General features: G+C 49.6%; 19 protein-coding genes and 1 pseudogene. 8 read left to right on the top strand and 12 right to left on the bottom strand.

Annotated elements, in window-relative coordinates; all coding sequences use genetic code 11:
• Positions 1-296 precede the first annotated feature (296 nt).
• Positions 297-1,334 carry a LysR family transcriptional regulator gene (locus H6G45_RS09015; protein WP_190598121.1) on the top strand — a complete coding sequence of 346 codons (1,038 nt, stop codon included), beginning with the start codon at positions 297-299 and terminating at the stop codon, positions 1,332-1,334.
• Between the two features lie 102 nt (positions 1,335-1,436).
• On the opposite strand, the gene H6G45_RS09010 is transcribed toward H6G45_RS09015, so the two are convergent.
• A complete protein-coding gene (locus tag H6G45_RS09010; RefSeq protein WP_190598120.1) occupies positions 1,437-3,137 on the bottom strand; it encodes an AarF/UbiB family protein in 1,701 nt (566 codons plus the stop codon).
• A 333-nt stretch (positions 3,138-3,470) separates the two neighbouring features.
• Here H6G45_RS09010 and H6G45_RS09005 point away from each other — a divergent pair, with 333 nt between their 5' ends.
• The 3 genes from H6G45_RS09005 to H6G45_RS08995 all read left to right on the top strand — a co-directional run bounded on the left by H6G45_RS09005 (position 3,471) and on the right by H6G45_RS08995 (position 7,588).
• Entirely contained in the window at positions 3,471-4,853 is a 1,383-nt protein-coding gene (locus H6G45_RS09005; protein WP_347338259.1) for a (Fe-S)-binding protein, read from the top strand.
• A gap of 440 nt (positions 4,854-5,293) precedes the next feature.
• Positions 5,294-5,752, top strand: coding sequence for a hypothetical protein (locus H6G45_RS09000; RefSeq protein WP_190598118.1), 459 nt, complete (start codon positions 5,294-5,296; stop codon positions 5,750-5,752).
• Between the two features lie 12 nt (positions 5,753-5,764).
• Positions 5,765-7,588 (top strand): penicillin-binding protein 2, encoded by a 1,824-nt coding sequence (locus H6G45_RS08995; RefSeq protein ID WP_190598117.1) that lies wholly within the window; start codon positions 5,765-5,767, stop codon positions 7,586-7,588.
• A gap of 52 nt (positions 7,589-7,640) precedes the next feature.
• On the opposite strand, the gene H6G45_RS08990 is transcribed toward H6G45_RS08995, so the two are convergent.
• From H6G45_RS08990 to H6G45_RS08975, 4 genes are all read right to left on the bottom strand, one after another.
• A complete protein-coding gene (locus H6G45_RS08990) occupies positions 7,641-8,270 on the bottom strand; it encodes a CPP1-like family protein (RefSeq protein WP_228024251.1) in 630 nt (209 codons plus the stop codon).
• Between the two features lie 148 nt (positions 8,271-8,418).
• Entirely contained in the window at positions 8,419-9,327 is a 909-nt protein-coding gene (locus H6G45_RS08985; protein WP_190598115.1) for an alpha/beta fold hydrolase, read from the bottom strand.
• A 90-nt stretch (positions 9,328-9,417) separates the two neighbouring features.
• Complete coding sequence (locus H6G45_RS08980) at positions 9,418-10,269, bottom strand: alpha/beta hydrolase (RefSeq protein ID WP_190598114.1); 852 nt, start codon at positions 10,267-10,269, stop codon at positions 9,418-9,420.
• A gap of 87 nt (positions 10,270-10,356) precedes the next feature.
• On the bottom strand, positions 10,357-10,671 hold the full coding sequence (locus tag H6G45_RS08975; protein ID WP_190598113.1) for a DUF1825 family protein: 315 nt from the start codon (positions 10,669-10,671) through the stop codon (positions 10,357-10,359).
• 507 nt (positions 10,672-11,178) lie between these two features.
• Between H6G45_RS08975 and H6G45_RS08970 the strand changes: the two genes are divergently transcribed.
• Both H6G45_RS08970 and H6G45_RS08965 read left to right on the top strand, forming a co-directional pair.
• On the top strand, positions 11,179-11,580 hold the full coding sequence (locus tag H6G45_RS08970) for a hypothetical protein (protein ID WP_199309662.1): 402 nt from the start codon (positions 11,179-11,181) through the stop codon (positions 11,578-11,580).
• Between the two features lie 123 nt (positions 11,581-11,703).
• Positions 11,704-12,501: a CsgG/HfaB family protein gene (locus H6G45_RS08965; protein ID WP_190598112.1), complete on the top strand. Its 798-nt coding sequence runs from the start codon at positions 11,704-11,706 to the stop codon at positions 12,499-12,501.
• A 136-nt stretch (positions 12,502-12,637) separates the two neighbouring features.
• Here the strand turns inward: H6G45_RS08965 and H6G45_RS08960 are convergent, their stop codons facing one another.
• The 3 genes from H6G45_RS08960 to H6G45_RS08950 form a co-directional block, all read right to left on the bottom strand.
• Positions 12,638-12,994, bottom strand: a complete 357-nt coding sequence (locus H6G45_RS08960) for a hypothetical protein (protein WP_199309661.1) — start codon at positions 12,992-12,994, stop codon at positions 12,638-12,640.
• Between the two features lie 16 nt (positions 12,995-13,010).
• Positions 13,011-13,364, bottom strand: a complete 354-nt coding sequence (locus H6G45_RS08955; protein WP_190598111.1) for a hypothetical protein — start codon at positions 13,362-13,364, stop codon at positions 13,011-13,013.
• A gap of 130 nt (positions 13,365-13,494) precedes the next feature.
• Entirely contained in the window at positions 13,495-13,848 is a 354-nt protein-coding gene (locus H6G45_RS08950; RefSeq protein ID WP_199309660.1) for an STAS domain-containing protein, read from the bottom strand.
• Between the two features lie 267 nt (positions 13,849-14,115).
• Between H6G45_RS08950 and H6G45_RS08945 the strand changes: the two genes are divergently transcribed.
• Positions 14,116-14,553: a DUF1036 domain-containing protein gene (locus H6G45_RS08945; RefSeq protein WP_190598110.1), complete on the top strand. Its 438-nt coding sequence runs from the start codon at positions 14,116-14,118 to the stop codon at positions 14,551-14,553.
• Here H6G45_RS08945 and H6G45_RS08940 read toward each other — a convergent pair.
• The 4 genes from H6G45_RS08940 to H6G45_RS08925 all read right to left on the bottom strand — a co-directional run bounded on the left by H6G45_RS08940 (position 14,550) and on the right by H6G45_RS08925 (position 18,881).
• Positions 14,550-14,978 (bottom strand): hypothetical protein, encoded by a 429-nt coding sequence (locus tag H6G45_RS08940; protein WP_190598109.1) that lies wholly within the window; start codon positions 14,976-14,978, stop codon positions 14,550-14,552. The genes H6G45_RS08945 and H6G45_RS08940 overlap by 4 nt on opposite strands.
• A gap of 22 nt (positions 14,979-15,000) precedes the next feature.
• Complete coding sequence (locus H6G45_RS08935) at positions 15,001-16,017, bottom strand: N-acetylmuramoyl-L-alanine amidase (RefSeq protein ID WP_190598108.1); 1,017 nt, start codon at positions 16,015-16,017, stop codon at positions 15,001-15,003.
• A gap of 57 nt (positions 16,018-16,074) precedes the next feature.
• Positions 16,075-16,716, bottom strand: a complete 642-nt coding sequence (locus H6G45_RS08930) for a response regulator transcription factor (RefSeq protein WP_190598147.1) — start codon at positions 16,714-16,716, stop codon at positions 16,075-16,077.
• Positions 16,717-17,105: 389 nt separating this feature from the next.
• The gene (locus H6G45_RS08925; RefSeq protein WP_190598107.1) at positions 17,106-18,881 is read right to left on the bottom strand and encodes an iron uptake porin; all 1,776 of its coding nucleotides are present in this window, start codon (positions 18,879-18,881) and stop codon (positions 17,106-17,108) included.
• Between the two features lie 428 nt (positions 18,882-19,309).
• On the opposite strand from H6G45_RS08925, the pseudogene H6G45_RS19545 reads away from it, so the two are divergent.
• A pseudogene (locus H6G45_RS19545) lies at positions 19,310-19,409 on the top strand (IS630 family transposase); the annotation flags it as partial.

Raw genomic sequence — 19,409 nt, 5'->3', positions numbered from 1 at the left:
ATTCAACGCTGAATGCTTTAGCACGGGGTTAGAGTTCAGCGGAGTAGTAAAAATAAGCCAATAACCACCATTTTGTGGATTTTGCAAAGGGAGGGAGTAAATTAACTGCCCTCTTTTTTGCGTCGGTCAGAGTAAATTAACTTTTTTGAGCGAGATTAGTCTTGATGGTAACTAGGCTCCCATCGGGGAATTAGACCCTGGGCTATACCGTTGTAAAGGCTCTAATTGTGGTACTGTCAGTGCAATAGGGCTGTCCCTGTCTTTCTCCCTGTCTTGTTCATCGTTTGGCTGGATCTATGTCGGATATCCCGTTCACGTTGGATCAACTTCGCATCCTCAAGGCGATCGCCTCGGAAGGCAGTTTTAAACGGGCGGCAGACACATTGTACGTTTCCCAACCGGCAGTTAGTTTGCAGGTGCAAAACCTGGAAAAGCAGTTGAGCGTGCCTTTATTTGACCGGGGAGGGCGCAAGGCTCAATTGACGGAGGCGGGGCATTTACTGCTCAATTACGGCGAAAAAATTATTACCCTCTGCCAAGAAACCTGTCGGGCGATCGAGGATTTACAGAATTTGCAGGGGGGAACCCTAATTGTGGGGGCTTCTCAAACCACAGGTACCTACCTCCTGCCCCGGATGATCGGTATGTTCCGGCAGAAATATCCCGATGTAACGGTGCAATTGCAAGTCCATTCAACCCGCAGGACGGCCTGGGGCGTGGCCAACGGTCAGGTGGATTTGGCCATTATCGGCGGCGAGGTACCGGCGGAGTTGCAGGAAACTTTGACAGTATTGCCCTACGCGGAGGACGAATTGGCCCTGATTTTGCCAGTGTTCCATCCCTTGGCCCAGGCAGAGACAATCCAAAAGGAAGATCTATACAAGCTTAAATTTATTAGTCTTGATTCCCAATCTACTATCCGCAAAGTGATTGATAAGGTGTTGAGCCAGGGAGAAATTGACCCCAAGCGCCTTAAAGTTGAAATGGAGCTCAATTCCATCGAAGCGATTAAAAATGCGGTGCAGTCCGGTTTGGGAGCGGCCTTCGTCTCCACCACGGCGATCGAAAAGGAATTGGAGATGAATGTGCTCCATATCGCCCCGATTAAAAATGTGGAAATTCGCCGGGTTCTTTCGGTGATTATTAACCCCAACCGTTACCGTTCCAAGGCTTCCGCCGCTTTCATTCGAGAAGTATTGCCCCAATTTTCCACCCATCCCGATGCCCTCGACCCCGAAAGGTTATTCGCTAATCCCTACAGCAACAATAACGGCGATCGCCAAGGGGATGGCAAGGACGGCAAAGGGGGAATTGAAATCGATTCAGTAACGTAGATAGGTCAACAACAGAGTCAAGGTCAATTGACCCCAAGGCAAAGAACTTGATTCCGGTTGCGATTGGAATTAATTGTTTGAACCTGGTAGATTGGGCAAAAGTTACCTTTGGGGCAGAATAGTGCTCACCCCGGCGAGGGAAAATTCCCGCACTGCGTTCCAAGCGACGCTTACTAATTCCTGGGGCTTAAAGTCATCCTTCACCAGACCCCAAATTCTTTGCACTTCATCCGTGTGTAGGCGATCGTCCTCCGTTAAAGCCAGGAGAATTTGCCGCCGCAAATATAAACCTTCCTCGGAAAAGAGGAACTGCAAACCCAATTGGGCTGTGGGCAAAAGGTCAAACTTGGTATCAGAACGGGCAATGCTGAGCATATTTTCCAACCGTTGCCATTGGAATTTGCCATTTTTAAACAGCACATCAATGAGTTGGCGCCGCAGTTGGGGAGATTCCCCGGTTAATAAGCGACGGGCTACGTAGGGATAAGCCACTTCGACAATTTTGAAATTGGGGTCTAAACTCAGGGCTAAACCTTCTTGGGTCACCAAGGAACGAATAATCAGAGCAAATTTGGCCGGTACTCGGAAAGGATAGTCATACATCAACTCGGAAAAATCGTCGGTGATGGTTTTAAAGTTAAAGTCTTGGACGCTCTGGCCAATGGCACTGCCAAAAACATTCTCTAGGGCAGGAATAATAGGGGTAATGTCGGTGTTGGGAGCAAGAAAACCGAGGGCAATAAAGTCTTCTGTGAGGGCTAGGTAATCCTTATTAATTAACTGGACAATGGAACTGGCAATGGTTTCCTTGGTACCCGGTTCTAACTGGTCCATCATGCCAAAATCAATATAGGCCATGCGACCGTCTAAGGTGGCAAATAGGTTACCGGGGTGGGGATCGGCATGGAAAAAGCCATGTTCCAGCAGTTGTCGGAGCCCGGAAGTAACGCCAATTTTGATGATGTTGCTGGGGTCGAGGCCCGCCGCTCGAATTTTATCTATGTCGGTTAATTTAAAGCCTTGAATCCATTCGAGGGTGAGGACTTTTTGATTGCTGTATTGCCAATAAATACACGGCACTTTAACATCGGCGTCGCCATGGAAATTTTCGGCAAATTTTTCGGCGTTGCGACCCTCGTTTAAATAATCAATTTCTTCAAACAGCTTAATACCAAACTCATCCACAATCAAAGTTAAGTCGTGGCCGAGGTTGAGGGGCAGAAATCGCCCAAATTTTTCCGCTCCCAAACGCATCAGATATAGATCTAAGCTAAGCCGAGGGCGCAGATTGGGACGCTGTACTTTCACTGCTACTTCTTCGCCACTAAAAAGCATGGCACGGTACACTTGCCCTAAACTAGCGGCGGCCACAGGGTGGGCGGAAATTTCTCGGTATGCTTCGTCCACTTTCATGCCCAATTGCTCTTCCATGAGCCAAAAGGCAAGGTCATTGTCGAAGGGCGGTAATTGATCCTGAAGTTTGATTAATTCTTCTAAAAAGTCTCGCCGTACCAGATCGGGCCGGGTGGAGAGGGCCTGACCCACTTTGATAAAAGTCGGCCCCAATTTGGTTAGTAATTCCCGTAAATCCTCCGCCCGTTGCCGTTTGTAATATTCCACCTGATGGGTCCATTGATCCCAGAGCAAACAGGTGAGGAAAAAACCAAAGGACCAGAGCACCTCCAGGGCCCGGCTAAGTACTTTCCAGGGACGACGACGGTAATAGTTGGCGATCGCCTTAACGTCGTAGCGACGAATATTATCGAGTTCGGATTGGGGGGGCAGGGGTTTGGGGTTAGACACGGGGTGGGGACGGAGATTTATGAACTTTTGGCTAAAATCTTCAATCGGAAAAAACTTAAGAAATGTAAAAACTACAACATTTTTCTTAATATTAGCATTGCTTTTCCTAGTGGTAAGCTCAGACGATCAATCCCTCGCCCGCCATGACTCCATTACCTTGGTTGTGCACGATTAATCAGCCAGATTGCGTCGACATAGTTTTTCCCACTCCATAAATCTGATGATTGGGGGGAAATTTGACTATTATCTATCGCAATCATTGGGGTTTTAACGAGGTTTTGACCGAGGGGAAGATAACCCTAGATTGGGAAAAAAGTGTGATCATAGGGGACAGTGTTTCTCCCCCTTGTCCCTATGTCGGCTCCCCCTTCCTTCACTGCTTTGACCCAGGCCGTCAACAATCCCGAAATTGGTTTTGATGCCCAAAATCCCCCTCCCCAGGCTGTGTTGGATAGCTGTGTCCACTGCGGTTTTTGTTTAAACACCTGCCCCAGTTACCGGGTCATTGGCAAGGAAACCGACTCCCCCCGGGGGCGCATTTATTTGATGAATGGTATTAACCAGGGGCAAGCCAGTTTAGACGCCACCACCATCCAGCATTTTGATAGTTGTTTAGGTTGTTTGGCCTGTGTCAGTGCCTGTCCTTCTGGAGTGCAGTATGACCAGTTGATCTCCGCCACCAGACCTCAGGTGGAGCGTAACTATGATCGTCCCTTCGGCGATCGCCTTTTGCGGGGGATGATTTTTAATTTATTTCCCTATCCCTGGCGGTTGCGGCTGTTATTGCCTCTGCTCTGGGTTTATCAAAATTGTGGGTTGCAAAAGTTAGTGCAAGCAACGGGATTATTGACCAGATTCTTTCCCCGTTTAGCAGCTATGGAAAGTATTTTGCCCCGGGTGACGGCCGCCTCATTTCGGGACAATTATCCAACGGAAATCCCTGCCCAAGGAGAAAAGCGTTATCGGGTAGGGGTAATTCTCGGCTGTGTGCAACGGTTATTTTTTTCTCCCGTCAATGAAGCCACCGTGCGAGTTTTAACTGCCAATGGCTGTGAAGTGGTTATTCCCCAATCCCAGGGTTGTTGCGCCGCTCTCCCGGCCCACCAAGGTCAAACGGTCCAAGCCCAGGCGATCGCCAGACAGATGATCGACAGCTTTGCCGACACCGAGGTGGATTACATTATTATTAATGCCGCTGGCTGCGGTCACACGCTGAAGGAATACCACCATATCCTGGCCGACGACCCAGAATACTTACCCAAAGCCCAAGCCTTTGTTAGTAAAGTACGAGACATTAATGAGTTCCTGATGGAGATAGGGTTAAGCAAAACCCTCCACCCCGTCACCGAGGAATTAACCCCTGTGGTTTATCAAGATGCCTGCCATCTGATCCATGGTCAAAAAATCAGTCTCCAACCCCGGCAGTTAATTGCCCAAATTCCCCATTTGCAATTGCGAGAACCCCTGGATGCAGCCCTCTGTTGTGGCAGTGCCGGGGTCTATAACATGCTCCAACCGGCGATCGCCGAAGAATTGGGACAGCAAAAAGTCAGCAATCTCTGTCAAACCGGCGCCAAATTAATCATTTCCGCCAACCCTGGTTGCTCCCTGCAAATCGAAAAACACCTACAGAAACAAGGCCAGAGCCTCGGGGTCATCCATCCTATCCAATTGCTGGACTTATCCCTGCGGGGAGAAAAGTTAACCAACCTCTAATGCTGAGGCTCAGAGCCGGTTGACCCAGGTCTAATCCTGGTTTTTCATCCTCTAGCAATGGCCGGGGCAGAGACGCTTCCAAAAAAGTAGGGGAATCGAAATTCCTGAGCGAACCCACTCTTGGGGGTGTGAATGGGTATCTTTACCACCACAGCGGCATAGGGTCAACAGTGGAAACACTGGGACGAAATCTAGTCACAGTAAGTGATCCCCAGTTTGTTGTCCCTCAAACGTTCGCTTGTGCTGTGAAATTTGCACTAGCAAAACTGTCCATCTCCAACCCCATTCAAAGCCATTAACTAACAGGGCATGGAAACCAAAAAGTCGTTTTTATCGACATTCTCCTAAAAGTTTCCCCCCAAAGCACCAATTCTGTCCCATTGCCGTTAAAGTGAAGACAATTCACCAACCACACGTTTGTAGTCCTAACTAACTTTTATATGTCTGCCTTACCTAAACCGGCTTTTCCCTCCCGCCGTACCGCCGTAGCTGCTTCCCAACCTACGCCCCTCATTACCTCTCCCCGGGAATCTTTGCCCACTTCTCTGCAGGTCTTGTTGCGGTTTCAACAGGCTACTTCTTGCCTTACCTTGGGTGTAGTGGCGACGGTTTTAGGAGTTTATGGTTGGACGGTGTACACCCCTACCCTCTGGAGTAAGGAATATCAACAACTTAAAGCGCTCCAACAAACGGAACGCCAACTGATCACCAACACTGAAGCCATCAAACATCAACTGGCCCAGGAAGCGGATCAGCCAAGCTCTGGTTTGGTCAAAGCTAACCCCAACCAGAATATTTTTCTGCCTGCCCAAGCTAGTGCTCCCCCTGCTTCTCCCGACAATGCCACCGTTGCCTCGGCCACCAATTTCAACATTGCCACCAGGCCCGTTGCCTACTAAATAATTCGAGCCATGGACTCCTCCCACCCCAAACTAAATTCCTCAACTGCCGATTCATCCCCCTTCACCAAGCATATTTCCCGACAGGAAAGGCAAAAGCAAAAGGCCCAACAACAGGGGGTGCCGGTGGTGCGTTTGCTATTGGTCTGGGGATTTTTATTACTAGCCATAGGGGGACTAGGCTATCGTCTTTATCGGCTCCAGGTGGTGGAAGCCAACCAACTACAACGCATGGCCAAGGCTCAACAGAGTACTAGTATGCAGCCCTATGTGCCCCGCCGTTCCATTGTGGACAGTCAAGGTAATGTTTTAGCCACCGATCGCCTTACTTACACCCTATTTGTCCATCCCCGTTACTTTGAAGCGACGAAGGAAATTACCGATCCCACCGACTACATTGCGCGGGAACTGTCGGCAATTTTGGGGGATATTACCCCAGCGCAACTAAAGGAGAAATTCAAGGCCAAGGAATCGGGCATCAAACTCGCCACCGGGCTCAACGAGTCCCAGGCTGTGCGCATTGGTTCCTTGAGAATGGGGGGGGTGGATCTGGAAAAGCAATATAGTCGCTACTATCCCCAGGATGAAATGGCGGCAGATATCGTTGGCTATGTGGACGGCGAGCACCAGGGACAGGCGGGATTGGAACTGAGTCAGAGGGAAATCCTAGAACGGGATGTGGAAACCTACGCCATTCGCCGCACTGGTAAGGGCGTTGTGTTGCCAGAGTCCTTGCCGGATAACCTCTTGCAGTCCAACGATTGGCAAATGCAGTTGACCATTGATATGCGTTTGCAGCGGGCCGCCCGGGAACTACTGAAAGCCCAGGTCGCCCAACAAAAGGCTAAGCGGGGCACTGTTTTAGTCATGGATGCCCAGGATGGAGCCATTGTGGCCATGGTTAATGAGCCCACCTTCAACCCCAACGAATATTACAAAGCCAAGGTGGAGTATTTCAAAAACTGGTCCGTGAGCGATCTGTATGAACCAGGCTCAACCTTTAAGCCGGTGATTGTGGCCCTGGCCATGAATGAAGGGGTGCTGAAACCAGAGGACCGCATCAATGATAGTGGTTCGGTGCGGGTGGGCCCCTGGACCATTTCCAATGCTAGTAAAAGTGGCGCCGGTATGATTAATGTCACCCAAGCCATCCGCTATTCCAGTAACGTCGCCATGGTGGCGATCGCCCGTCGTCTTAAACCGCAACGCTACTATGAATTACTGCAGGGGGTAGGACTGGACAGTAAGACTGGCATTGACCTACCGGGAGAAGCGGCCAGTTACCTCAAGCCCAGAAAAAGCTTTATGGACGACCCCATTGAGCAGGCCACCACTTCCTTTGGCCAGGGTCTCTCCCTCACTCCCATCAAACTACTCCAACTCAACGCCATGTTGGCCAATGGGGGCAAATTAGTTACTCCCCACGTAGTCAAGGGCCTGGTGGATGCCCGTAACCATCTGCACTGGCAACCAGATCACCCCGTCGAGCAGGTAGTGAAGCCGGAAGTGGCTCATTCTGTGGTGCAAATGATGGAATCGGTAGTTAGTGGCGATGGAGGCACCGGTAAGGCGGCCCAGATCCCAGGCTATCGGGTAGGAGGGAAAACCGGCACGGCCCAAAAGGCAGGCCCCAGGGGCGGTTATTTAGCCAACGCCAAAATCACTAGCTTTGTGTCGATTTTGCCAGTGGATAATCCCCGCTATGTGGTGGTTGCCATTATCGATGAACCTAAGGGAGCCAATGCCTATGGGGGCACTGTGGCCGCCCCGGTGGTTAAAAATGTCATGGAAGCTCTCATTGCCATTAAGGGCATTCCCCCTTCCCAACCGCAATAAATTTACCCCGGCAGGTTTTATTCATGGACACCGGGGATCAATGGAGCCGTGGCTAGCGGACAAAACTGCTAATCAACCAGAGGATGACAAAGGTGATGGTGGCGGCAATTTGTTCCAAGTTGGGGCCGATCGCCACATTTGCCCCCAACAGTAACTGACCCAAGACCGTGCCCAAAATAATTCCCACCAACAGGGCTCCCAAACTGAGCAGTAGGGCTTTACCGAATTTGCGCTGCTTGCGGTTGAGGAAGAAAATATTGCCAAACACCCCCACCACCAACAGCAAGGACTGGATTGACCCCCCCGCCCCTTGGGTCAACCAACTGATCAAAATCAGGCTAGCGAAAAAGCCAGCGGGCCAGAGAATATCGTTTTGGGAAGGAGTATCCAGGGAATTGGCTAGCCAGCTGGGAGCGGTGGGAGCTGGAAGGGAGGGGAAGCCATTGCCGGTGCTTTCTGCCTGGCGTTCAGGGAAGCGAATTTTTTCCGGTACTTTAATTTTTCCTTCCTGGCGCAGACGCAGTCGTTCCATAATAATGGCGTCGTAGGCGGCCTCCACCTCTTCCAACAACTGGGTGTTCCCCTCATGTTCCCGAAACAGGCGAGTTTTGACGGCTTGGATATCTTCAAAAGTTGCTTCCTCTGATATGCCCAACGTCTGATAGGGAGTTTGTTCACCCATTGTCCTAAACCTCCTCTGGTTGAATTTCCTTGAATGCTTGATTGGGAGTGCTGACATCCAGTATGCCCAAAGATCTTACCATTGACATCCTCGCCTCCCTAGGGAGAAAAGCCATTCCCGTCCCTGATCAATGGTGACCATGGCCGGTTTAACTCCACTCTGTGATCCATTGTCGCAAAATTGGATTAATTACCTCTGGAGCTTCATCCTGGGGACAGTGACCCAATCCGGGCAAACTGATGAATTGTTCCACACACTCATAGTTTTGCAACCCTCTCCCCAAGGCGATCGGTTCCCAGGGATCGGCCTCCCCCCAAATCAGCACCGTTGGGCAATGGATTCGGGGTAACAAATCCTCCGGCAAAGGCCCCTGGGAATAGCCGGTGAAAGCTAAAAATACTTCCGCCGCCCCTTCATCCTGGGCTGGCCGCAGAAGCATAGCCACCAACTCATCCGTGACAGCATTTTTATCTCCGTAGGCTTGGCAGAGAGCCTGACGAACGGTTTTAGCCCGGGCCACCTGTCGGAAGAACAGTTTGCCAATCTGAGGATAGCCCAGCACCGTTTGCAATACCCCCGCCCCTACCCGGCGATACCAGGGCAAAGCTGACCGTTTGCGGTCATGGAGTAACCGCAGAGAACAGTTGAGGGCAATCAAACCAGTGACCAGTTCTGGATAGTCCGTGGCAGTTTGCATGGCCACCACACAGCCGATGGAATTACCAACTAGCACCGCCGGTCCACCAATTACTTCCCGGCAAAAGTCCGCCACCAGGGCCGCCCAGGTTGTGAAAGTGTAACCCAATGTTTGACTAGGGATAGGTTTGGCCGAAGCACCAAAACCCAACAAATCGATGGCGTAGCAACGACAATATTCCCCCAGGACAGGGATATTTTTGCGCCAATGGCCCCAGGAGGCCCCAAAACCATGGATTAGTAATACCGCTGGTCCCCGATCGCCCCTTTGCTGATAGGCGATCGCCTGGTCGCGCCATTGCCAAAACAGGGGGGGAGTGTGGGGAGACAGGGCTGGGGGAGAAGATTCTAGGGATACCATAGCGGGGCCGAATCAAGTTTGAAGCATTGATTTCTATGGTGACTGAATTTGCTGATAAAAGCATTGTTAACAGCCAGCAATTGTCCCTATCTAGAGGGAAGTAGCCAGAATTTGTTGGAGTTTATCCGCCACCACCGGCAACTGTTCCAGCATGGCAAAATGGCCGCAGTCTTCTATTTCCAACACATTTGTCCCTAACTGGGCAAATAAACTATGGAAGCTGGCTAGATACTTAACATATTGCAATTCCATTACCCGGTCATTTTGTCCTGCCAGGAAATACATGGGCTGGGGTAACTCCGCTACCAATTTGGGCAGTAAATGCACCGCCGCTTCCGTTGTACTTTCCAACAAAGAGCCCCGGGCAGCCTGCTGGTCCGCTCGCAAAAAATCCAGCAACCGTTGTTTGCCCCACTTTCTAGCCAGGGGTTTTTGCACCATTAACCGACTGAAGGCCAAATCCAGCAACGGTAATTTCCCCAACCAAGGGGGACGAAAATCCAATAATCTTTCCCCGGCGGTGCGAAACTTTTCAAATTCTTCCTTGAGGTAAATTCCGCCGCCAGCATTAACACAAATTACCCCCTTAACTCGCTCCGGACACAGGTGAGCCGCCCAGATGGCCACACTTCCCCCTAGGGAATGGCCCACTAACCAAGCTTGTTCAATATTCAATTTTTCCAGTAGAGCAACCAAATCTCGGCCGTAGGCTTCTAGGTCATAGTTTGAATGGAGACGATCTGGACTCTGGGATTCCCCAAACCCCCTCAGATCATAGCCCACGCAGGAATATTGCCCAGATAACATTTCCATTAAGGGCAACCAATAATGGTGACTAAGGAGCCAACCATGGACAAAAATCAAGCTGGGGGCAGACCCCCGTTGACCAGAGCCAGATTGTTGATAGTGGTGAGGAAAACCCAAAAGATCCAGGGTGGGCATAGTTCTCGCAGTTGCTACGGGGAACCTACTTTCACCATTCTGACATTGGGGGGAGCGTCTGGCTAGGCAATGCTGACATCAGGGAATTTACTTAATTTCGGCTTTCATTCTTTCCAAGGTGAGATTCATCTGGTCGAACATTTGTTGAGGAGACATACCAAACTGTCCTAGTTGGGTTTTCATCTGCTCGACGGTCATCTTGGCCATAAAGTCATCGGAAAGCTCGAAGCGTTTCATAAAGATTTTATAGCGTTCCATCAGAGCTTCCATCTGCTCGATGAAAATCATTTTGCCATCCCGATCAAATTTGCCATAGTCACCACCCAATTTGGTCAGGGATTGATAGTCTTCAAACAATTGTTTGGCTTCTTGTTGAATAATATCTGAATCAAAAAAGCTCATGGTTATGACCTCTGGGGTAAATGGTGCAGTCGAGTGAAACGTAATTAAAGCAACTGGATGAAAGGAGGAGCCATGATTATCCCAATTCAGCAACCAATAAAAATTCAATCAAATTTAACTCGATTAACAATGAAAATTTAGTAAAAAAATTCAGTAAAAATCTGTAAAAATCTAAAATAATAAGAACAAAAAATGAATTAGAAATTGAAGTTTCTTGGGAATTTTAAGTGAGTTCCTGAGGGAAGTTATGCTTAACCCCCGGGGGAACCAAAGGGGAGCAAAGACTCTCTGTATTTACGGGGGATCCCATATCATGGAGTCTTTCCCATTGTAAAAGCTTATTTTTGCTTAGTAAAATACGGTTTCCCGAATTTGCCGGCGATCGCCGGAGTTATGGTTGGCAGACTAGCCTTGAAACAACGCCATGGACTAGTGTCTACCCACCCCGATCGCCCCTAGCTAAGGCTAAAATTACCACTGATTCAGAACTTGTTCAGCATTGCAATTATGTCTTTTTTAAGTCCCCTGTTATCTCTGCCAAAACGTCGCTACTGGGCGATCGCCTTGGCGGTGACATCGGCGGTGCTGCCCTGGCCCATGGCGGGTCTCCATAAACTTTACCTGGGGCAACCGGTGTGGGCGGGGGTCTATTGGTTACTGTGGAATACTCCCATACCCAGAATTGCCTGCGCCATTGATGCAGTCTGGTATTTTGTCCAAGGGGAAGAGGATTTTAACCGTCAGTTCAACAGCCTTGAGGGAAGCTGGCACCAAAATGGAGATAGCCTGCAACCATCCCAACAGGTCATTACCATGGCCGAAGCTATGCGAGAGTTAGAACAGTTACGCCTAGAGGGACTGCTAACAGAATACGAATTTGAACAAAAACGGCGGCAATTATTAGGTTAAATATCGCAGCAAAACACCTATCTCGTTGAGCCTAGGAAGTCAAAGTTAATCGAAAATCAAATATCTATTGACTGTTGTCTCATCACTACTGTAGCCTTGGTTAAAAAATTTGCTGGAAATACCATGGCCACTCAAAACCTAGACAGAGTCGCTGCCTCCTTGACATCGAAGGCTCTACCATTCTTCCTGGTATTGGCGGGAATGTTCTCGGGAAGCCTGACGGCCGAAGCCCAAGGTAAACCCACTATTTCCGTGCCGGAGTTTAAAAATGACACTAATATGAGTTGGTGGTGGTGGAGTGGCAATACTTCGCGGGAACTGGCCGATGCCCTCAGCAATGAACTTACCTCTACCGGTAACTTTCAAGTAGTAGAAAGACAAAATCTCGGTAGTGTTCTGTCGGAACAGGAATTGGCAGAATTAGGATTAACTAGACCGGAAACCTCTGCCCAAAGAGGACAGTTGACAGGGGCTCAGTATATTGTTTTGGGTAGAGTTACCGCCTATGAGGAAGGGGTAAGCTCGGAATCTGGAGGCAATAATTTTGGGCTTAACCTAGGACTTTTCAGCATTGGCAACAGTGAGCGTCAGGCTAAACAGGAGGCCTATGTTGCCATAGATCTGCGGGTGGTTGATAGCAGCACAGGGGAAGTGGTTTATGCCAGAACAGTGGAGGGCCGTGCCGCTGATACCGCCGCTAGCTCTGCTAATAACGTCAGTATTTTAGGCATTGTTAATACGGGACAGGATAACCAAAGCACCGCCAGAGCTCCTGTGGGCAAGGCCTTAAGGGCTGGATTAGTCGAGATTACCGATTACCTCAGTTGTGTAATGGTGGAACAGGATGGTTGCATCCAAGAATATCAAGATAAGGAGAGGCAACGTCGACAAAAAACTAAAGATACTTTGATTTTGGAGTAGTGGTATAGTTACCCGAAATGAAATACAAAACTAGGATAGGGGTATTTTCCAAAAAACTTCTATTAGGAACGTGTTGGCTGGCTATGTGACTTCATTATTATTTGAATTAGCTATGCCTTAGCTATGGGGACAACCATCAAAGAAACGGTAGGAAAGTCCGAAAAAATTTCCTTACCCTCAACAAAAAGACCAGATGGCGAATTCGGGGACTAAGTTGGGGCGGATTGGGGTTTTCTGCCAAAGCTTCCATTAATTCTGTGTATTCCGTTGCCGTTAACGGTTCTCCATCCAGAGGCGATCGCCCTTCGAGGATGATTTCTGTGCGCAAAATTTCTTCGGGAATGTCATCCGGGGGAGGTAGGACCGGAGACTGGGCCAAACTGGGGGCTAGGGGCAAAATAGCGAGACTGGCAGTCCACAATACCAGCCATGGGCCCCAATGCCTTGGTTGCCGTTGATGCCCTGGCTGTTCACACCGACCCGGAGCTACCATAATCTAGATTGACCCCCTACTTGAAGCGGACTTTACTGTGGAGGAAATTGGTGAGCAAGCCAGGACAATTGGCCACAAACCAGCGAAATAACAATATCCTGGCAATGGGCTTTGGCACCCCGACAATAGATTTGAGCAAGCGATTTAGGGGGCGGAAGGGAAATTTTTTATTGATTATGTTGATGGCGCCAATGTCGTAGAGGGAATCAAGAATTAATTTAATGGTAGCTTCCTCTCGAATAAACATATCCTGTAACAGGAGCTCCGTGTCGTGGAGTTTTTCCTGCTTGAACTTTTCCTCTGCGGCCAATCTAGGGGACAGGGGGGGAGTGGGACGAACAGTGATGGCTTTGCTTTTCGGGGAAGACACGATGGCAAAAAATAACGATGAACCGGGCGGATTACCTAGATTTTAGTCCCCAAAGTCCATTCAACCCCATCGACCCTGATAAAAATTGACCAGGGAGGTGAATTCGTTTGCCTTTGCTAGTTCTTAGGTTCTATGCAGCCATGGCGGGCTTTTCCCCATTGACCAAGGCCGCCTCTGGATTGCTATAAATGGGAAAAACTCGATTTAGTTGGGTCAACTCAAAAATGATTTTCAGTTCCGGGGAAACCCCACTTAACAGTAATGTTCTCTTTTGACTTTGGAGTTCTTTGTAAGCGTTAACCAGCACCACCAAAATAGCGCTATCGAGGAAATCCACCTGGCTAAAGTCGATCACCACCGCCGGACTGGAGGTAGTGGCTAACCAACTGGCTAAATCAGCTTGAAAAGCTTGGGTGACGGCGGCACTCAATGTGCCCTGGGGATAGAAAACATCCCTCGCCACAACCTGGGGGTTAAACGGCATAATCCTGACTCCTCACACAAAAGAAAAAACGGCAACGGCAAAACCGGCCCCAACTCTAGTAATTTAGGCGATCGCCGTCAATTATGTCGATGTGCTGACCATTTTGTGTTTTAGGGGCGACAATTTCCGTATTGTCCGTTACGGCTTGTTTAGTTTAATACCGAGAAACTATTTACCCCCCGGAGAACCCCGTCCATGGCCGTGGGCAAAGCCAGCCTAGTTCTAGTAAGATTGGCGTTAACAATTTCTGTGGTTTGAGGAGTTTTTATGGTTAATAAAGGGTTATGGTCTGCAGCGGTGATGGTAATGGGGTCTGCTCTGGTGGGCAGTGTTTTTACCCCAGCCCCGGCGATCGCCGGAAAAAGTTGCAACTATCTCAACACTAATTTATTCATGGCCCAGGGCTACGAAAATCCCAATGGGATCTGGGTGAGTGAAGGTTGGTGGGTGGTGGAACCGGGGGAGTGTGTGGTCTACTCCGATAATGCTTTTACCTACTTCAAAGTTAGCGATGGGGTGGCACCGAACCGCAAAGCCATGGCTGAGATGGCAGGCAGTGAGTCCATCAAACTATGTCAAGTTAATGACCGCTTCACCGCATTCCAATCGGACAGTAGTTCTGCCTGCGGCAATGCTGGGGGTAATAGTCAAACATTTATTAACCCGGGCGCCAATTTAGAACTGATTAAGTCCACTGGTCGCTAGGTCAGTTTTTCCTGGAGGGTCTTTTCTAGTCTGTGTTTGAGTTCTTCGATGGTCAGCCCCAATTCAGCAAAACAGTTAGCAGGATCAGGGGTTGGCTGGAAAAAGAGCAGTTTGAACTGGGTGTGGCCAATGACAAAAATGGCCACTTCCTTGACCGGATCATAGCCGTGCAAAATCCCCACCATTTCCTGGATACGCCCGTTCACCTGGTCATTTAGTTGGGCGATCGCCTGGGGGGCACAGCTAATGAAATGGGCTTGGGGATGGAGGTCTAACCCCAAATACTGTTCTTTGGCCGGCCATTGCTGGTAAAAGGCCCAGGCCAGGGCCGCTAGGGTGGTCTGTTCTTCCTTGGTGAACTGGTCTAGTCGGTAACGCCAGGGATGTTGGCCATCGTCGGGAAGCACGGGGTCTGGGGAAAACATGCGACTGCAGTCGTAGATAAACTTACTTCAAATACTGTACGATACCGGCGGCGATCGCCTCAGCCATTTGCTGTTGAAAGCGGGGATTGCTGAGGTTCCGGCTGTCTTGACTCCCCGTCACAAAACCCACCTCCACTAGGGTGGAAGGCATGGAAGTACGGCGCAAAACATAAAATCTGGCTTGCTTTACCCGGCGATCGCGGACATTAAGCCGTTGTAGGATACTGCGATGGATGCTCTGGGCTAGGGAACGCCCCGTTTGGAAATAATAGGTTTCCACTCCATTGACTTCCGGTCGCCCTAAGCCGATGGAGTTGGCATGGATGCTCACAAAGATATCTGCCCGGGCCGCCGCCGCCCTTTGCACCCGACCCTGGAGAGAAATAAACACATCACTGTTGCGGGTCATCACCACCCCAATGCCCTGTTTCTCCAGCTCCCTGGCTACGCCCCTAGTGATGGCCAGAACCACATCTTTTTCCCGCATGCCCCGCTGTCCGATCGCCCCTGGATCCCTACCGCCGTGCCCTGCGTCCAACACCACCGTAAAGCGTCGTAGGGGTCTGGGGGCTGGGGCTGGTACATTAACCGCCACTGTTTCCTGGGGCAAACTATATTCCGAAGGTTGGAGGATGGTGGGCAGGCGGGCATACCATCGATTGGGCGCTAACCCCCGCACCTGCACCTCCCAGGGCTTGACTGTGAAAGGCTCCGTCAATTCCAAAACAATGCGAGTCGAATTATTATTCCATCGACCAACCCTTGCCTCTTTAACATACTGGGTCAAAGGCTTATAAATGGTGGGGCCCCGGTGTTCAATGCCCGGTAAATCCACCACCACCCTAGTGGGATTGCGCAGCACATTTACCTGTGGCCTGACATCCTCATCGGTAATGATGTCTAGACGACTATCCCGCAGGTCAAATTTCCAATATTCCAAAGAGCCAGCCCAGACCAGTGGTGCCAGGGCCGGTAAACTCAGCAAGCTGGCACAAATTAGGCCCAGACTTTTTTGCAGGGAACAGGAAAAATAGTTCATGAATATGTTATTTTTCTGATTGGTGCTGGTCCACTAGAAAACCAGTGGTAAAGAACCTCAAGCAATACTTTTTTGGATGGCCCAACGGGCTAACTCGGTGCGGTTATGTAGTCCTGTCTTGTTTAACATATTCGACACATGACTTTCGACGGTGCGCTGACTGACTTTTAAGTGGTCGGCAATTTCTCGATTAGCCAATCCCTGGGCCACCAGTTGAATTACCTTGGTTTCCGTGGGGGTGAGTTCCACGTCCCTAGCTACCTGCACCCGGGAGTTTTCCCCCAGAGGATGGTTATTGTGTTGCAATAGGCGATCGGCTTGACGGAGACAAGATTGTACTTGGGCAGCCAGTTCTTCCGGCTCAAAGGGTTTGGCCATATAAATATCCGCCCCCACATTGAGGCCCTTCACCCGATTGTGGCTTTGGCCCTTGGCGGAAAGAAACATCACCGGAATCCAACTAATACTGGGGTTTTGGCGCACCTGCTCGATGAAAGCGTAGCCATCCATCTCCGGCATCATAATGTCGCAAATAATCATATCAGGCACCATGTTTGCCAACGCAGCCAGGGCTTCACGACCGTTACCAGCGGTGGTGACTTGGTAACCCTGATATTCCAAATAATCCTTGACCAAAAGGAGTAGGTTGGGATCGTCGTCCACCAACAATAGATGATAATTTTCCTTGGATTGGCTCATGGCGATTAATTCTTGCAGGTTAACCAGGGTGACCTTGGCGATCGGGGGCAAAACTAGGGCTTATCTAAGAATTTTTCCGATTAGCATCATCCCTAAATAATCCTAACCGACGAACTGTACCGTCTAAATAGTTTTGCTAGATATAGATTTTCTTCTCTCTCCCATAGGCGATCGCCGAGATTGGTCAGGCAAAAGCATAAAAGCAAAGTAAAAATTAAAAATTGAGCACAATCCCTAGAACCCGCTTTGATTGCCCAAGTTTGGAAAATCTAGATCTGGCTGAGGGAGCCTCAATCGCACCAAAGTTGATAAAAAACCCCCAGCAACGAAGTGGGGGCCAAATATCTGGAAGTTTTGGTGTGAGTGTTGGTTTTACCCCAACAAAGTTTCTAGAACTTGAAGGTGGTGCGGAGTACCCCAACCCAGATAGCACTGTTATTGCTGTTGGCTTCCGGGTTAAGGATTACGTAGGCACCAGGGGTAATCTGGATGTTTTTGTTCACAGGGAACTGGTACTGAGCCTCGATGATGTAGGGAGAGTTGCGGTCATTGCTGATCCGATCGCCGTTGAGGCTAGCCACATAGGGAGCGTAGGGCATCAAACCACCACTCAGGGAGAACACCGCCCCTTCCTTGAACACATCGATGATAGATAGGGCCGCATTCCAAGTCCACAGGTCAGCCCCTAAACCATTACGATTTTGGGGATTACCGCCAGTGTTGAAGCCCTGGGCCGTGGCATTGGCATAACCAAACCAACCGGAGAGATTAAACTTCTCGGTGATCTGCCAGGACGTTTGGATGTTGTAGGTATCCATGGTCGTGGCCGCTTGGTAGAAGGGGTTGCTGGCAATACGGCTACCAGTGCTACCGGTTAAGTTAACGTCACCTTGGGTGAAGTACTTATGCAGATAAGAAATACCAAAGCTAAAGTCCTGGGTAGGCTTGATGTCAAACTGAACCCCGGTGCTGTAGCTACCATTCAAGAAACCGTTACCACTGCGGAAGGTATTGCCACCGCTGGTGAAAACATCATCACTGGGATTGCTGGCCTGTCCTTGGTCCGCCAAATAAGCTGCACTAACGGTGAAAATGTCATTGAACTTATAGCGCATCGCCCCACCGGTACCGGCAGGCCCCCGGTTAACAAAGGGGTTGTACCGACTGAAACGGCTCAAAGCACCGCTGTCGCCACTTTCCAAGTAAGGGTTATAGGTTTTGAAGACATCATCCAAATCCAAGCCCCGGGCCCCAACCCAAGTGGTCAAGTTACCCACCGGGAAACGGTAGAACAACTTATTAATGTCAACGTTGTTATCAGGGCTAGAACCATCAAAGGCAAGACGAGCCATGTTGGTGCCGGTGGGACCAGCTAGGTTGGGCACGGTGCCTGCCTGCAAACGGGTCCGCAATAAGTCTTTGCCAGTGAAGCTGGTGTCGAAGTTCAAACGCACCCGACTGGAAAGGGTGGCATTTTCATCCACGGGAGCAGGGGCGGCGGCACCAAAGTTATTGATGTTGTCCTGTTGTCGCCAATCCACTGCTTTGTTCTCTCCCCATTGGTTAACCAGGGCAAAAACCGCTACCCCGTTTAACTTGGTGGTGGTAGAGAACTGATGGTCTTCCAGAAAAGAAGTGCGGACTTCTAGATTATCAATGCGAGCTCCCAGGGCGGCCAATTCCGCTTCAAACTCTTGCATCAAGCGTTTGAGCTTATCAATATCTTCCCGTAGAACCGCTACGTTCTCCTGGATTAAACGTTCCATTACGTTCATACAGGCGTTCAAACCAGCGGCAAATTCCCAACGGGACAGGGCCCGATCGCCCCGGAAAGTCCGGTCAGGGTAACCAACAATACACCCGTAGCGCTCAACTAAACTTTTTAGTGCTTCATAGGCCCAGGCAGTGGGTTGCACATCCCGCAACTCAGACACACTGGTCACCTGGGACATATTAGTCACATCTGGGGTAGCCGCATTGAAGGTGCCAGCATTCTGACGACGACGCATCAGTTCCAGACTGTCGCCCCGGTGGTTAATTTGGGGAAAATCTGCGGGGGTAGCTAACTGAGCTACGGGTTCCGCCATGGCGCCAGGGGCCACTGCCAAAGAACTACCCAGGGCCAACGGAAATAACTTTAGTAAATTACTGGTCAACTTATTCATAACAGGGGGATCCTCACACCGATGACATTAATCAAGCCAGGCACAACTGATAAATTGGATAGCAGTTGAAACTTGGTTTATTGACCTGATCCTTGATCAGCGAAGACCAAGAAATTCCTCGATAGGGATTCTAGCATCTATTTTGAACAATTCCAAGGGCACTGACCAAAAGCTATGCAAAAAACGTATAACCACCATAGAGTAAGCCTTTGGCTGATCAATTTATCTGGTTTGAGCCTTTGCCTTCCCCAGACTTCCACCCCAAGTTTGGCAACTCCATATATGCTGTCGTCTTATTCATAAAATATTTTTATAAGTGCTCTACCCCATTAAACTTTGCTTAATGGATCCTTAACCTCTACTTAACTTTTATAGCAAAGATTGCTAAGGTTAGGACATAATATAGGGAAAGAGTTAGGAAAAAAGCGATGCCAGCCCCCTACAGTATAGATCTAAGAGAGAAAGCGGTAAGTGCAGTAGAAAAAGGAGAGAAGAAAAGCCATGTCTGCCGAACACTGAACATTAGTC

This window comes from Synechocystis sp. FACHB-383 (assembly GCF_014698605.1).
GTDB classification, from domain to species: domain Bacteria; phylum Cyanobacteriota; class Cyanobacteriia; order Cyanobacteriales; family Microcystaceae; genus Synechocystis; species Synechocystis salina.
The sequence above is the reverse complement of the archived record's forward strand: the minus strand, read 5'-3'. Positions and strand labels throughout refer to the sequence as shown.